The sequence below is a fragment of the Prochlorococcus sp. MIT 1327 genome (assembly GCF_047304785.1).
Classification (GTDB): domain Bacteria; phylum Cyanobacteriota; class Cyanobacteriia; order PCC-6307; family Cyanobiaceae; genus Prochlorococcus; species Prochlorococcus marinus_D.
The window spans coordinates 520,198-533,411 of the sequence record NZ_CP138972.1; the positions used below are offsets into that span (position 1 = coordinate 520,198).

14 protein-coding genes are annotated in these 13,214 nt (G+C 54.9%); 11 read left to right on the forward strand and 3 right to left on the reverse strand.

All coding sequences use genetic code 11. The features are described from left to right. Positions 1 to 21: 21 nt before the first annotated feature. On the forward strand, positions 22 to 1,272 hold the full coding sequence (gene trpB, locus SIB80_RS02465) for a tryptophan synthase subunit beta (protein WP_063420849.1): 1,251 nt from the start codon (positions 22 to 24) through the stop codon (positions 1,270 to 1,272). Between the two features lie 235 nt (positions 1,273 to 1,507). On the opposite strand, the gene hrcA is transcribed toward trpB, so the two are convergent. After that, positions 1,508 to 2,506, reverse strand: coding sequence for a heat-inducible transcriptional repressor HrcA (gene hrcA, locus SIB80_RS02470; protein WP_063416604.1), 999 nt, complete (start codon positions 2,504 to 2,506; stop codon positions 1,508 to 1,510). A gap of 343 nt (positions 2,507 to 2,849) precedes the next feature. Between hrcA and SIB80_RS02475 the strand changes: the two genes are divergently transcribed. The 9 genes from SIB80_RS02475 (at position 2,850) to SIB80_RS02515 (ending at position 10,554) form a co-directional block, all read left to right on the forward strand. Then, positions 2,850 to 4,463 carry a DUF3352 domain-containing protein gene (locus tag SIB80_RS02475; protein WP_169246963.1) on the forward strand — a complete coding sequence of 538 codons (1,614 nt, stop codon included), beginning with the start codon at positions 2,850 to 2,852 and terminating at the stop codon, positions 4,461 to 4,463. After that, the gene (locus SIB80_RS02480; protein WP_371807585.1) at positions 4,441 to 4,941 is read left to right on the forward strand and encodes a SixA phosphatase family protein; all 501 of its coding nucleotides are present in this window, start codon (positions 4,441 to 4,443) and stop codon (positions 4,939 to 4,941) included. Before SIB80_RS02475 ends, SIB80_RS02480 begins: the two co-directional genes overlap by 23 nt. Positions 4,942 to 4,966: 25 nt before the next feature. Continuing rightward, the gene (locus SIB80_RS02485) at positions 4,967 to 6,157 is read left to right on the forward strand and encodes a citrate synthase (RefSeq protein ID WP_063420572.1); all 1,191 of its coding nucleotides are present in this window, start codon (positions 4,967 to 4,969) and stop codon (positions 6,155 to 6,157) included. 60 nt (positions 6,158 to 6,217) lie between these two features. Next, entirely contained in the window at positions 6,218 to 7,336 is a 1,119-nt protein-coding gene (gene nuoH, locus SIB80_RS02490; RefSeq protein WP_196757156.1) for an NADH-quinone oxidoreductase subunit NuoH, read from the forward strand. Positions 7,337 to 7,463: 127 nt separating this feature from the next. Next, on the forward strand, positions 7,464 to 8,120 hold the full coding sequence (gene ndhI / locus SIB80_RS02495) for an NAD(P)H-quinone oxidoreductase subunit I (RefSeq protein WP_063420571.1): 657 nt from the start codon (positions 7,464 to 7,466) through the stop codon (positions 8,118 to 8,120). Then, positions 8,117 to 8,719 carry an NADH-quinone oxidoreductase subunit J gene (locus SIB80_RS02500; RefSeq protein ID WP_011131383.1) on the forward strand — a complete coding sequence of 201 codons (603 nt, stop codon included), beginning with the start codon at positions 8,117 to 8,119 and terminating at the stop codon, positions 8,717 to 8,719. The genes ndhI and SIB80_RS02500 overlap by 4 nt, the downstream gene beginning before the upstream one ends. 39 nt (positions 8,720 to 8,758) lie before the next feature. Further along, complete coding sequence (nuoK, locus tag SIB80_RS02505) at positions 8,759 to 9,088, forward strand: NADH-quinone oxidoreductase subunit NuoK (RefSeq protein ID WP_011827260.1); 330 nt, start codon at positions 8,759 to 8,761, stop codon at positions 9,086 to 9,088. Positions 9,089 to 9,100: 12 nt separating this feature from the next. Then, positions 9,101 to 10,048 carry an NAD(+) kinase gene (locus SIB80_RS02510; RefSeq protein WP_063420570.1) on the forward strand — a complete coding sequence of 316 codons (948 nt, stop codon included), beginning with the start codon at positions 9,101 to 9,103 and terminating at the stop codon, positions 10,046 to 10,048. A 5-nt stretch (positions 10,049 to 10,053) separates the two neighbouring features. After that, positions 10,054 to 10,554, forward strand: a complete 501-nt coding sequence (locus SIB80_RS02515; protein WP_063420569.1) for a CYTH domain-containing protein — start codon at positions 10,054 to 10,056, stop codon at positions 10,552 to 10,554. A 233-nt stretch (positions 10,555 to 10,787) separates the two neighbouring features. On the opposite strand, the gene SIB80_RS02520 is transcribed toward SIB80_RS02515, so the two are convergent. Continuing rightward, a complete protein-coding gene (locus SIB80_RS02520) occupies positions 10,788 to 11,066 on the reverse strand; it encodes a helix-turn-helix domain-containing protein (RefSeq protein WP_011827256.1) in 279 nt (92 codons plus the stop codon). 90 nt (positions 11,067 to 11,156) lie between these two features. On the opposite strand from SIB80_RS02520, the gene SIB80_RS02525 reads away from it, so the two are divergent. Next, positions 11,157 to 12,050, forward strand: coding sequence for a methylenetetrahydrofolate reductase (locus SIB80_RS02525; protein ID WP_063420568.1), 894 nt, complete (start codon positions 11,157 to 11,159; stop codon positions 12,048 to 12,050). Here SIB80_RS02525 and SIB80_RS02530 read toward each other — a convergent pair. Next, entirely contained in the window at positions 12,031 to 13,209 is a 1,179-nt protein-coding gene (locus tag SIB80_RS02530) for a nucleotidyltransferase family protein (protein WP_063420567.1), read from the reverse strand. The two genes, SIB80_RS02525 and SIB80_RS02530, sit on opposite strands and share 20 nt — an antisense overlap. Positions 13,210 to 13,214 lie beyond the last annotated feature (5 nt).

A 13,214-nucleotide genomic window follows, 5' to 3' on the forward strand; every position in this document is an offset into this window, starting at 1 on the left:
TTGTTCTTGCCTGGCGTACCGGTGACCAGCACTCTGCCCTCTCAGCCCAAAGATGCGGACCTCGCTGTGAGTGCGCGACCTTCTGCCCAGGGGCGTTTCGGCAGATATGGGGGCCAGTACGTGCCCGAAACCTTGATGCCTGCCTTGGCTGAACTGGAGCAAGCAGCTGCGCTGGCATGGAAAGATCCTGCCTTCACTGCTGAGTTGGATCGGTTGCTGCGTAGCTATGTGGGTCGGGCGACGCCGCTTTATGAGGCTGAGCGCCTCACAGCTCATTACTGCCGTTCAGACGGAGGCCCCAGGATCTGGCTTAAGCGTGAGGACCTCAATCACACAGGCGCTCACAAAATCAATAACGCTTTGGGTCAGGCTCTGTTGGCCTTACGCATGGGTAAAAAGCGGATCATTGCCGAAACAGGTGCGGGTCAACACGGTGTGGCCACGGCCACGGTGTGTGCCCGCTTTGGTCTTGAGTGTGTCGTCTACATGGGCGCTGAGGACATGCGCCGTCAGGCGTTGAATGTGTTCCGCATGCGTCTGCTGGGAGCCACAGTGCAGCCTGTAACCGCAGGCACGGCCACGCTGAAGGACGCGACGAGTGAGGCGATTCGTGATTGGGTCACCAATGTGGAAACCACCCATTACATCCTTGGTTCGGTGGCTGGTCCCCATCCCTATCCGATGCTTGTTCGCGACTTTCATGCCGTGATCGGTCAGGAGGCCAGGCAGCAGTGTGCTGAGGCTTTCGGTCGCTTGCCTGATGTTCTTTTGGCGTGCGTTGGTGGTGGGTCCAATGCCATGGGTTTGTTTCATTCCTTCGTGCAGGACCGCTCTGTGCGCATGATTGGAGTGGAAGCTGCTGGTGATGGTGTTGAAACTGGTCGTCATGCGGCAACAATCACCGAAGGTCGAGTAGGCGTCTTGCATGGAGCGATGAGTTTGTTGCTTCAGGATGATGAAGGTCAGGTGCAAGAGGCGCATTCGATTAGTGCCGGCCTCGACTACCCAGGAGTGGGTCCAGAACACAGCTACCTGTGTGAGATTGGTAGGGCGGAGTATGCCGCGGTTAGCGATCAGCAGGCTTTGGATGCCCTGCGCTTGGTGAGTGAACTAGAGGGAATTATTCCTGCTCTAGAGACGGCCCATGCCTTTGCTTGGTTAGAGATGCTTTGCCCCACTCTCGCCGCTGGAACAGAAGTGGTGATCAATTGCTCTGGCCGTGGCGATAAAGATGTCAACACCGTGGCAGAGAAACTGGGCAATCAGCTTTGAGTGATGGCTGCCGGCAGTAAGCGTTTTGCTCGAGCCATGAGCTGATGGCATCAGAGCTTGACCATCGGCAAGGGGTTAACGAGTAACTGATCACGAGAACCAATAACGCAAAGATCAATCAGTTCATGGGCTCCATTTCCAGTTTTTGTTGAACCGTTTATACCGCCGAAAACCTAGTCGTCGAAGCTTGGTAGTCGTAGCAAAAAAGTTTGCAACTCATGGCTAGCTGTCTCGCTTAGCAGAGCAACCTTTCAAGGTGATTCGCCACGCTGCTCACGGCTGCCTTGGCTGTGGCATAAGCCATGCGCATCGGGCCAACCAGAGCAACTTGTCCGATGCCTTCCCCGGAGCTGTGATAGGTCGCTTGCACCACGGAACAGGCTTCTAGGGCGCTCTTGGGGTGCTCCGCGCCGATCCACACGCCTCCCAGTTGCTCACTGCCAACTGGCACCACTGCAGCTGGCTGCGTATCCATCAGTTCCAGTAAAGGTTGGAGGCTGGCGCTACTGCTGAATTCTGGCTGCGCAAGCAGCCTGGACATCCCATGGAACACCGCATCTGATTCAGCCGGTGTTTGAGCTTGGCTGTGGCTGTGAATCGCCTCTCGCAGTAAAGATCCGCTCAGATTGAGCTGCGGTGGCAGGCTCGACCAGTCGAGGCTGCCGTTTCCCGTTGTGGCCAATTGATCGCGGGTCCACTCCTCGATGGCTTCGAGTTCGTTGCTGGCTTCATGGGGCAGGCGCAGATTGAGATGACTGGCTTGGTTGGAGCTTTCAACCAGCATCACCAGCAGCCGGTCGCCACTGCGCACCAGGCGTACGGCTTGAAGCGTTGGCTTTGGCCGTGCTGGCCTGGTAATCAAGCTCATCAGGCCGGTGAAATCGGTGAGGCGACGGGCCAATTGCCACATCAAGTCATCGAGAGCTGCCCAGCGCAGACTGAGGTTTGTCAGTTCCCGTTCCAGGTGCTGCGCCGCCGATCCTGGAGGCGGCAGCAAGCAGTCCACATAGTGGCGATAGCCCTGCGGGCTCGGCACTCTTCCCGCCGAGGTATGAGGTTGGGTGAGCAGGCCACGCTGTTCAAGGGCCCCCATTGCCGAACGAACCGTTGCGGCGCTCGCTTGGAGGCCAAAGCGTTGCACCAGGGTTTTGCTGCCGACGGGCTCAATCGTGTCCACGTAGTGGTGCACCGTTGCTTGAAGCACCTGCTGTTGTCGTGCCGGTAGCGACTCCAAAGCGGTGACGTCGGGATCTTGATGGTACGGGGGGGGGTCGCCCTTCTTTTGTGCTCTGTCACGAACTCACTAAGCCGGCCTCAGTGTTGGCGCAGTTTGCTTGCAACCCAGCATCACCAAGTCTCGATGCTTCTTTCCAGATTGCAGCTGTTGTGGTTCTCGTCGTGTAGCTCGACAAGATTTTGTGGCGGAAATTTTGCTGCTGTTCGCGATTCAGTTGGCTTGCGCAAACAGGCCTGTCAATCGCCTCATTGTTGTTGACTTTGTGAGCGCTTCATACTGGGCGCAAGACGATCAGATGATTAATGGATAAAGATGATCTAAAGAGTCCCATTGCCGGCCCATGAAGGCCCGCCCGTTTTTGATTGCCGTGCTAGCCACGGTGTTTGTCCTGTTCTCATTGGTGGCGGGGCTTGGATGGGCTATGGCCCGCCAAAACCCTCTTCGTTTGGTTGATCAGCCACTGGAGTTGCCACGTGCTGCAAGGTTTGTGCCTCGAGATGCTGCTCTTGCCGTTCATTGGTTGATGGATCCAGTGCGTGTGCCGGCCTATGCCCAGGCTGTAGCGCCGGCACGCAACCGTCGCAAGGCTCGCGATGGTGCTCAGCAGATTCGTGATGGTGCTTTCGCACTCGCTGGTTTGGATTTTGAGTCGGAGTTGGTCGACTGGCTTGGTCCGCAAGTGAGTATGGCTCTGTTGGAACCCAACGGGTCAGAAGGATCCATGGGTTGGCTTTTGGTTCTAGAGAGTCGAGATCAGGATGGTGCGAGGCGGTTTTTACAGCGCTTTTGGCAAGCCCGCAGCTTGGCTGGCACAGATCTGCAGATCAGCCGCTATCGGGGGATGGGAGTGATTAGTGGCAAAGGGGCTTTGAGCGGACGCAATCCACAGCCTTTGGCAACAGCATTGATCGACGATGACCTGCTGTTGCTTGCCTCCGGCCGGGGGGTATTGGAACAGGCTCTTGATGTTTCCCAGTTGTCTGATCAGCATCAACTTGGCGATCAGGAGCTTGTCGAGATCGTGCGCCAGCTGGGGGATGGTGTAGCGCTGATGGTTGCCTCGCCGCCCGCGCTTCACTCTTGGTTAGGCCTGCCTAAGCAGCTCAGCCAGCGGGAGGATCTGTTGGGTTTGGTGGCTGCCTTGAAGCCTGGAGGGTCCGATTTGGCGCTGGAAGGGCTGTTGCGTTTCCAGCAACCCCTGGAAGCTGTTGCAAGTGAGGCTGGATCAGCTGATGGACTTGCTCAGCTCACTGCCTCGGCTGGTGGTCAGGCGGAGGCACTCGCTTTGCTGAGTTCACCTTCTCGATTACTGGATCCCTCAGATCAGGATCCTCTGGTGCAGTGGTTAGGCCCCTTACTGCGTCAGCAGTTGAAGGCAAATGAACTGTCTTCGGCTGCCACGATTGCTGGTTTGGACGATGGACCGTTGTTGTGGCTTCAGCAGCCCGAAGGCTGGCTGGTTGCGACCAAGCAGGACCATCCAGCTGTCTCGGTGGTGGATGATGCGCTGACTGAGCAGGGTTTTATTCGTTCGGATTTGCCGTCTGATGACGAATCTCTGCAGGTGTGGACGCGCTTGGCACGTCAACAAAGCTCCACTAAGAACTTGCTTGAGGCTCAGTTGGGCGTTGCTTTGGCCGAAGAGCCAGACCAGGCCTGGTGGGGGCAGACCCTTGCGGCTCTGCAGCAGCGCAAGCAGGGCAAGGCATTGCAGCCTCGTCTTCGTCAGCTGAACAATCTCAATCGAGATGATCGTCCGCTTACTCAACAGCTGGTTCTTGGTGCAAGTCCTGGTCGCGTGCAGCTTCAGCATTGGCGTCCCTGGACGTTGATGCAAACGCTTGCTGATGGTTCAATGCAGCCCAGTGTGCAGGGGTTGGCCATGGCTGTGGGGCCTGATCAAGATGAGCAAAGCTCTTCTCTTCGCATGCGTGCCCGCCTCAACCTCGGTTGATCTTTTCTTATTGCGCCATGGCATCGCTGAGCAGCGTTGCTATGGCGTTGATGATTCGCTAAGGCCACTTACAGAGCAAGGAATTCTGCGCACGATGGAGGTCGCTCGTCGCTTGCGAAGCCTTGGCTTTGCTGCTGATCGTCTGCTGAGTAGTCCTTATCTGCGTGCGGCTCAGACGGCCGAACTTGCGCAGCAGGCAGGTCTGGCGGGGCGTGTGGAATTCGAGAGTTGCTTGCTTCCTGGCAGGGATCCTTGGCCTTTGCTTGAAGGATTGGTTGGGCGCTGCCTTTTGGTGGGTCATGAACCTGATTTGACCCATCTAGCAGCAAGGTTGCTTGGCATCCCTACGGGCTGCCTGGTGTTGAAGAAGGCTGGTTTTGCTCACCTCAGATGGTCGCAGCAGAAACGAAGCCCTGCTGGCAGGGCAACGCTGCAGGTGTTGTTGAGGCCGTCGGTGTTGTTGCCCTGTTCCGCTTAGGTTGCCAAGCAGTTGTTGAGATGCGGTGGGGCAGGAGCAGGTTGGGGAGATTCGCCACGATCGCAGTGGCATCAGCTTTCGTCCGGGGCTGGAGGGAGTGCCAGTAACCCAATCCGCCATCTGTGATATCGATGGAATGCAGGGGCGGCTTGCTTATCGGGGTTATCCAATTGCGGAGCTCTCAGCGCATAGCAGCTTTTTGGAAACCACTTATCTGTTGATCTGGGGCGATCTGCCCAGCCCACAGCAACTTCGTGATTTTGAAGCTGAGGTGCAGATGCACCGTCGCGTGAGTTTCCGGGTACGCGACATGATGAAGTGCTTCCCAGCTTCGGGGCACCCGATGGATGCACTTCAGTCGAGTGCGGCATCCCTGGGGCTGTTCTATTCCCGTCGAGCCATCGATGACCCGAAGTACGTCTATAACGCCGTGGTGAGGCTGATCGCCAAGATTCCCACGATGGTGGCGGCCTTCAAATTGATTCGCAAAGGGCAAGATCCCATTCAGCCGCGTGACAACCTGGCCTACTCAGCCAATTTCCTCTACATGCTCACCGAGCGTGAACCGGACCCTTTGGCGGCCAGGGTTCTTGATCGCTGCTTGATCCTGCATGCGGAACACAGTCTGAATGCCAGTACTTTTAGTGCTCGCGTGACCGCCAGTACGCTCACTGATCCTTATGCAGTGGTGGCCTCCGCAGTGGGCACCCTTGCAGGACCTCTACATGGTGGTGCCAATGAGGATGTTTTGGCGATGCTCGAAGAGATCGGCAGCCCAGAGCATGCTGGTGATTACTTGGATGAAGCGATTGCTTCTAAGCGCAAGGTGATGGGCTTTGGTCATCGGGAATATCGGGTCAAGGATCCTCGCGCTGTGATCCTTCAGGGTCTTGCAGAGGAGTTGTTTGCCCGATTCGGCACCGATGAGATGTACGACGTGGCCAAGGCGTTGGAGCAGGCGGCTGCTACCCGTTTAGGGCCTAAAGGGATCTATCCGAATGTGGACTTCTATTCCGGGCTTGTGTATCGCAAGCTTGGAATTCCACGTGATCTTTTTACTCCTGTGTTTGCTATCTCAAGGGTGGCCGGTTGGCTAGCTCATTGGCGAGAGCAACTTGGCGCGAATCGGATTTTCAGGCCTTCGCAGATTTACACCGGTGCCCAGAACAGAACTTGGATCCCTAGTGATGAGCGTGTCTCTTCTACGGGCGCCTAAGTTGCAGCCAGCTCAGCCATCACCATGGTGACCACCTTTGCCACTGCAACCTCAGGCTTGGTGAGTTCTGGCCTTGATCTGGAGTTGAGCTTTAGTCAGTCATTACAAGGGCTGGGGCTTTCCCCTCAGATGGCCCATCTCATTTGGCTGCCGCTGCCGATGCTGTTGGTGTTGACCGCGGCGATGGTGGGCGTTTTGGTCACCGTGTGGCTGGAGCGGAAGATTTCGGCGGCTGTTCAGCAGCGGATCGGACCGGAATACGCAGGAGCTCTCGGCGTTTTGCAGCCGATGGCCGATGGCTTGAAGTTGCTGGTTAAGGAAGACGTGATCCCTGTCAGGGCGGATGGCCTGCTGTTCACTCTTGGTCCGGTCCTGGTGCTTGTGCCTGTGATCCTCTCCTGGTTGATCGTGCCCTTTGGTCAAAATCTGCTGATCAGCAATGTGGGGATAGGGATTTTCCTCTGGATCTCCCTCAGCAGCATTCAGCCCATTGGCCTATTGATGAGTGGCTATGCCTCCAATAACAAGTACTCACTCTTGGGTGGGCTGAGGGCTGCAGCTCAATCGATCAGTTACGAAATCCCTCTTGCCTTGGCTGTTCTGGCAGTGGTGATGATGAGCAATTCGCTCAGCACGGTCGACATTGTTGCCCAACAAAATGGTGCTGGCTTGCTGAGTTGGAATGTGTGGCGGCAGCCTGTGGGCTTTTTGATCTTTTGGATCTGTGCGCTGGCCGAGTGCGAACGACTTCCTTTCGATCTCCCTGAAGCTGAGGAAGAGCTGGTGGCGGGTTATCAGACCGAGTACGCAGGGATGAAGTTTGCCCTGTTTTATCTCGGTAGTTACATCAACCTTGTGCTTTCGTCCTTGTTGGTCGCAGTGCTCTACCTAGGGGGATGGGGCTTCCCCATCCCGGTGGAATGGCTGGCTGGTTGGCTTGGTCAGTCGGTTGATGCTCCCTTGGTGCAGGTGATCACTGGCTCCGTTGGCATTGTGATGACAGTGCTGAAGGCTTATCTACTGGTGTTCTTAGCCATCTTGTTGCGCTGGACTACTCCACGAGTACGTATTGATCAATTGCTTGATTTGGGCTGGAAGTTTCTTTTGCCGATCGCTCTTGGAAATCTGCTGATTACCGCTGCTCTTAAGTTGGCTTTTCCTGTTGCCTTTGGTGGTTGATGCAGCCAAAGCGCTTGAAGGTGCTGGATCTCGTTCCGGGAGGACTAAGCACTTTTACTTATCCTGGTTAAAAAGCTTGTAGGATTTATCGAATGCTCCTAGTGGGCCTCTTAGAGGGTCCTTTCGCATGTTCGGGTTCCTCAAAAAAGTTGCTGACTACACCCGCGACGCTGCGGATGCAGCGAACTATCTGATCCAGGGCCTTGCGGTCACATTCGACCACCTGCGCCGGCGTCCGATCACGGTGCAGTATCCATACGAGAAGCTCATCCCCTCAGAGCGTTATCGCGGTCGTATCCACTACGAGTTTGATAAATGCATTGCTTGTGAGGTTTGCGTCAGGGTTTGTCCCATCAACCTGCCTGTTGTGGACTGGGTGATGAATAAGGAGACGAAGAAAAAGGAGCTGCGCAATTATTCCATTGATTTCGGTGTCTGCATCTTTTGTGGCAACTGTGTGGAGTACTGCCCTACCAATTGCTTATCGATGACAGAGGAATATGAGCTGGCTGCGTACGATCGACATAGCCTCAACTACGACAATGTTGCATTGGGTCGTTTGCCAACCAGTGTGACGACAGACCCATCTGTGCAGCCTTTAAGAGAGCTGGCCTATCTGCCTAAAGGGGTGATGGATCCTCATGATGTCCCTGCCAATCAACCTCGAGCCGGACAGCTCCCGGCAGAGGCGCTCAAGAGTCTGAGCTTGCAACAAGAGTCTGTTCAAGGGGATGAGAGAGAATCGTTGCAGGATGCTTCTGATCAAGACCAGCCCAGCGGATGACGATTGCTACTTCCACAGAATTAATCTGTTTCCTGGTTCTAGGCGCCGTGGTGGTTCTCGGCAGTCTTGGTGTCGTCTTGCTGGGCAATATCGTCTACTCCGCCTTTTTGCTTGGTGGCGTATTTATGGCTGTGGCTGGTCTCTATCTGCTTCTCAATGCCAGTTTTGTTGCAGCAGCACAGGTGCTGGTTTATGTGGGTGCAGTCAACGTGCTGATTCTCTTCGCGATCATGCTGGTCAACAAGCGCGAAGATTTGAAGCCGATCGAGGGATTGCCTATTCGAAGGCTGCTCTCTGGTGGAGTTTGTGCAGGGTTGTTTGTTCTTTTCTTTCGTGTGGTGATCACCACACCTTGGGCAGTGCCAGGCCCCGCAGCGATTGGAGTAGGGGCTACTGAGCGAATTGGTGAACACCTATTTACTGACTACCTTTTGCCTTTTGAGCTGGCGTCTGTGCTTCTACTGATGGCCATGATCGGTGCAATTGTGTTGGCCCGCAGAGATGTGTTGGAGACTGATGTTGGTACAGGTGATGCTGTCAATCAGGGTCTGATCGAGAAGGCTCAAACCCCGTTGCTTGTCGATAAGTCCACGCCCTGATCAGTTCAGGACACTTTGCTTTTTCCCCTTATTGATCCCATGCTCGAGTCCTCGTCCGGTCTTGTTCCTCTTCAGGCCTATCTCTTGCTTGCTGCGATGCTTTTCTGTATCGGCGTGTGGGGGCTGATCAATAGCCGTAATGCTGTTCGGGTTTTGATGAGCATTGAGCTGATGCTCAATGCGGTGAATATCAATCTGATGGCATTCTCTTCATATATTGATGGTGATCTGATCCGCGGTCAGGTCTTTGCTGTGTTTGTGATTACTGTTGCTGCTGCAGAGGCAGCTGTGGGTCTTGCGATCCTCCTTTCCTTGTATCGCAATCGCGTCACTGTGGATATGGAGCGCTTCAATCTGCTGCGCTGGTAAGGAGACCAAGGCATGCGTCTCGATTTGGTCTGGGTGATCTATCGGGCGGGAAGTCATTCTGCGCATCGTGAAGCCTGTTGTTGTGTTGACGAGCTCCAAGCGCTTGGAGTGAAAGTGGTGATGGCCATGAGTGGAGTGACGGCCAACCCTTTCCCTGATTTATTGGCCTCAGAAGCCGGCCTGCCTGATTTGGCTGTTGTGCTTGGGGGCGATGGCACGGTGCTCGGTGCGGCCCGTCATCTTGCCGTTCATGATGTAGCAATCCTTAGTTTCAACGTCGGCGGGCATCTAGGTTTTCTGACGCATGAACGCTGTTTGCTTGATGGCGGTCAGCTATGGCAGCGATTGTTGCAGGACAACTTTGCTTTGGAGCGCAGGATGATGTTGCAGGCTGCAGTGGACAGCCGCTCCCCTGCTGAACGAACTGCTCGACCTACTGCTTCGCTCCAGGATTTGAATGGGACTAAGGCACCGCACTGGGCCCTGAATGATTTTTATATGCGTCCTTATCGCGATGATGTGTCGCCTACCTGCACCCTTGAACTAGAGATCGATGGTGAGGTGGTGGATCATTACCGTGGCGATGGTTTGATCTTGGCGACACCCACAGGGTCTACCGGCTACTCGATGGCGTCTGGAGGGCCGATTCTTCACCCTGGCATTGATGCCATCATCGTGAGTCCAATTTGTCCGATGAGTCTCTCTAGTCGTCCGGTCATCGTGCCTCCAGCTTCACGGCTCGTGATTGGGCTTCTGGGAGAAAACACTCGCCGGGTGAAGCTTTGGAAAGATGGGGCGAGTGGTGCCCTGCTTGAACCAGGCCAGTGTTGTGTTGTTCAGAGGGCTCGGCACCATGCATTGATGGTGGTTCTTGAACAGAGCCCTTCTTATTACAGAACTCTCACGCACAAGCTGCATTGGGCGGGAAGTCTGCTCAACAATCAACCATCTCCCAGCTGAAGCTCATGGGCCTCGAGATCGAACGGAGGTTTTTGGTGGTGGGAGAAGAGTGGCGAGCTTTGGCAGGACCGGCCTTGCCTTTGCGTCAGGGTTACCTGGCCGGGTCTCCTCAAGGGTTCACTGTCAGGATGAGAATCATGGCGATGGAGCAGGCTTGGCTCACCCTCAAGGCTCCTGCTGAGGGTATTGCTCGCCATGAGTTCGAATATCGGATCCCTCTAGTCGATGCAGAGGCTCTCTGGGGCTTGGCGCCTGATCGTCTGATCAAGACACGTTATGAACTAAGCCTTAAAGGTGGTGATTGGGTGGTCGATTGCTTCGAAGGAGCGAATGCTCCTCTTGTGCTAGCGGAGGTGGAACTTGTCTCTGCGGAGGATCGGCTAGAGATTCCCGCGTGGTGTTGGCAGGAGGTGACTGGTGCATCTGAGTGGAACAATGCCGCTTTGGCACGCACCCCGATTCAGCAATGGTCCGATCAGAGGCGCAGAGATAACGGCCTGGCTTGACCAAAGCGCCCCAAGGGCCTTTATAATCTCTTAACAGTTCCGATCGAGTGAACTGGTTGTTCGGGCAGCAGAGGCTGCGGGAAGGCAACTTGTGTTTGGTTTGTACGATACCGATGGCATCCTCCGCTTTACATGCCGGGATCGTGAGGCTTGTATGGCCTATGTCGAGTTGTTTGATCTCGAGTCCGAAGGATGTTCTTTGATGTCCATCCCAGAGCCCGCTGCGCTTGGGTTTAGGAGTCAGAGTCGGAGTCGTCTGGCAAGGAGCAGCAATTGAAACCATCGCGGCAGATCTTGCCGTGATCCATGGCCCAGTTCAGAAGGGCCACACGATTTTTTGAGCCTGTTTTGGTGAACATGTTGCTGACATGATTATCGACAGTTCGCTTGCTGATGGTTAGCTTTTCAGCGATTTCTTGGTTGGTTAGACCGTCGGCGACAAGGTCAATGATTTCCATTTCCCTTGAAGAGAGTGAGATATGAACGGAACTGGGGATTTTGCCTGTGGCCATTTCCTCCCCATTGATTATCTCCGTTCATCTTACGCAGACTTTGGGCAAGCGATCCCTCATAGTTGGTGAGTAAGTGAAGGACATCGTGATTTGAGTTCAGCCTTGCAGCGCTCCATCGAGGCCGGAGCGGTGACGATCACTGCTGAGGTCATGCCTCCTCGTGGTGCAGATCCTGTTCATTCCTTGACGATGGCTCAAGGTTTGAAAGGTTTTGTTCATGCCATCAATGTGACTGATGGCAGCCGTGCAGTGATGCGGATGAGCAGCCTTGCTCTCTGCCGCTTGCTGTTAGATGAGGGGCTTGAACCGATTTTGCAGCTCGCTTGCCGTGATCGCAATCGGATCGCCCTTCAATCCGATTTACTTGGAGCTCATGCTCTGGGTATTCGCAACGTGCTCTGCCTTACAGGTGATCCGGTTCGGGTTGGTGATCAACCTGAGGCGAGACCTGTTCATGACTACGAGTCGGTGAAATTGCTGCATCAGGTCTCTGCCTTCAACCGTGCGGAGGATCCTGTTTCGGGATTACTCCCTGATGGAGCGACTGCTTTGTTTGCTGGGGCCGCTGCCGATCCCAATTGCCAGAGCTTGAGTGGCCTGCGGCGGCGCCTTGAACGAAAGAAAGAGGCCGGCGCTCGCTTTCTTCAGACTCAGATGGTGATGAAACCCGCTGTGCTTGAACACTTTTGCAATGAGGTGGCCAATCCCCTTGGGTTGCCTGTGCTTGCTGGGGTGTTTTTGCTGAAATCAGCTCGTAATGCAAGCTTTATTAATAGGGTTGTGCCTGGAGCATGCATTCCTGAATCACTTGTGGCTCGGCTGGAGCAAGCATCTGATCCAATGGCTGAGGGGATCGCTATTGCTGCTGAGCAGGTCAGGAGTTACTTGTCTCTTGCCCAGGGCGTCCATCTGATGGCCGTGAAAGCAGAAGAGCGCATCCCCGAGATTCTTGATCAGGCTGGAATCAGCTTGGTGCCGGTGTGAGGTCTGTGCCAAGGAGTTCGGCCATGGCCTTCTGCTGAGGAGATGGTTCCACCAGGTCTTGGCGCCTTGCATCGGTGATCAGCCAATCAAGGGCTGCTTCTTGAAGGTCAAAGTGATCGCCGTTTTTGCCAACGCAGTAACGGCCAAACACCAGCTTTTCCACCAGCTGCACACCAGCTCCAATACGGGAATAGTCAAAGATGATCGAGTTGTCCACGGTTGCCCCTTCGCAGATGCAACAGCTAGGGCCGATCATTGATGGCCCAATAATTGTTGCTCCATCTTCGATGCGGGTCATGCCACCCACATAAATTGGCCCTTGCACATTGATCTTGTCCCAGTTCGCGGCAACGTTCAAGCCTGTGTAGATCCCAGGACGGACTTCCTTGCCAGGGATGCCTACTTGGCGAACCTCTCCTTGCAGCACGCTGCGAATGGCCCTCCAATAATCCGGAACCTTGCCAATGTCCACCCATTCGAAATCCATGGGTAGGGCGAAGAATGGTAAGCCCATCTCCACCAGCTTGGGGAATAGGTCAGAGCCGATATCGAAGGGTTGGTCGGAAGGAATGTGCTCGAAAATCTCTGGTTCAAAGAGATAGATGCCTGTGTTGATTGTGTCGCTCAGCGCTGCATCAGTGGAGGGTTTTTCTTGGAATGCCTGAACACAATCATTCTCGTCTGTGACCACCACGCCATAGCTGCTGACTTGATCTTTGGGGACTCGCTTGGTCACCAAGCTCGCCAGAGCGCCTTTGGCTCGATGGCGTTTTACGGCTTCTGAGAGGTCGAGATCAATGAGGGCGTCGCCACAGAGCACCACAAAGGTGTCATCAAAGAATCGTTGAAAATCCTGGATTTTTTTGAGGCCGCCAGCGGAACCAAGGGCATCACCAATCAGTTCTCCCTCTTCGATGCGTCCCTCGAAGCTGTAGGCGATTTCTACGCCAAAGCGCTGGCCATCGCGGAAGTAGTTTTCAATTTCCTCAGCTAGGTGAGACACATTCACCATTACTTCTTTGAATCCGTGCTCCTTCAGCAGTTCGAGCAGAAACTCCATCACGGGTTTCTGAAGGATGGGAATCATCGGCTTGGGGATCACGTGGGTGATCGGCTGGACGCGCGTCCCTTTGCCGGCCGCCAAAATCATCGCCTTCATTGGCG

Bases quoted from the DNA above. Each gene is read 5' to 3' on its own strand.
- SIB80_RS02475 (WP_169246963.1), top strand. From the start codon at position 2,850: ATGAAGGCCCGCCCGTTTTTGATTGCCGTGCTAGCCACGGTGTTTGTC.
- SIB80_RS02500 (WP_011131383.1), top strand. From the start codon at position 8,117: ATGACGATTGCTACTTCCACAGAATTAATCTGTTTCCTGGTTCTAGGC.
- SIB80_RS02515 (WP_063420569.1), top strand. From the start codon at position 10,054: ATGGGCCTCGAGATCGAACGGAGGTTTTTGGTGGTGGGAGAAGAGTGG.
- SIB80_RS02520 (WP_011827256.1), bottom strand. From the start codon at position 11,066: ATGGCCACAGGCAAAATCCCCAGTTCCGTTCATATCTCACTCTCTTCA.
- ndhI (WP_063420571.1), top strand. From the start codon at position 7,464: ATGTTCGGGTTCCTCAAAAAAGTTGCTGACTACACCCGCGACGCTGCG.
- nuoK (WP_011827260.1), top strand. From the start codon at position 8,759: ATGCTCGAGTCCTCGTCCGGTCTTGTTCCTCTTCAGGCCTATCTCTTG.
- SIB80_RS02510 (WP_063420570.1), top strand. From the start codon at position 9,101: ATGCGTCTCGATTTGGTCTGGGTGATCTATCGGGCGGGAAGTCATTCT.
- SIB80_RS02530 (WP_063420567.1), bottom strand. From the start codon at position 13,209: ATGAAGGCGATGATTTTGGCGGCCGGCAAAGGGACGCGCGTCCAGCCG.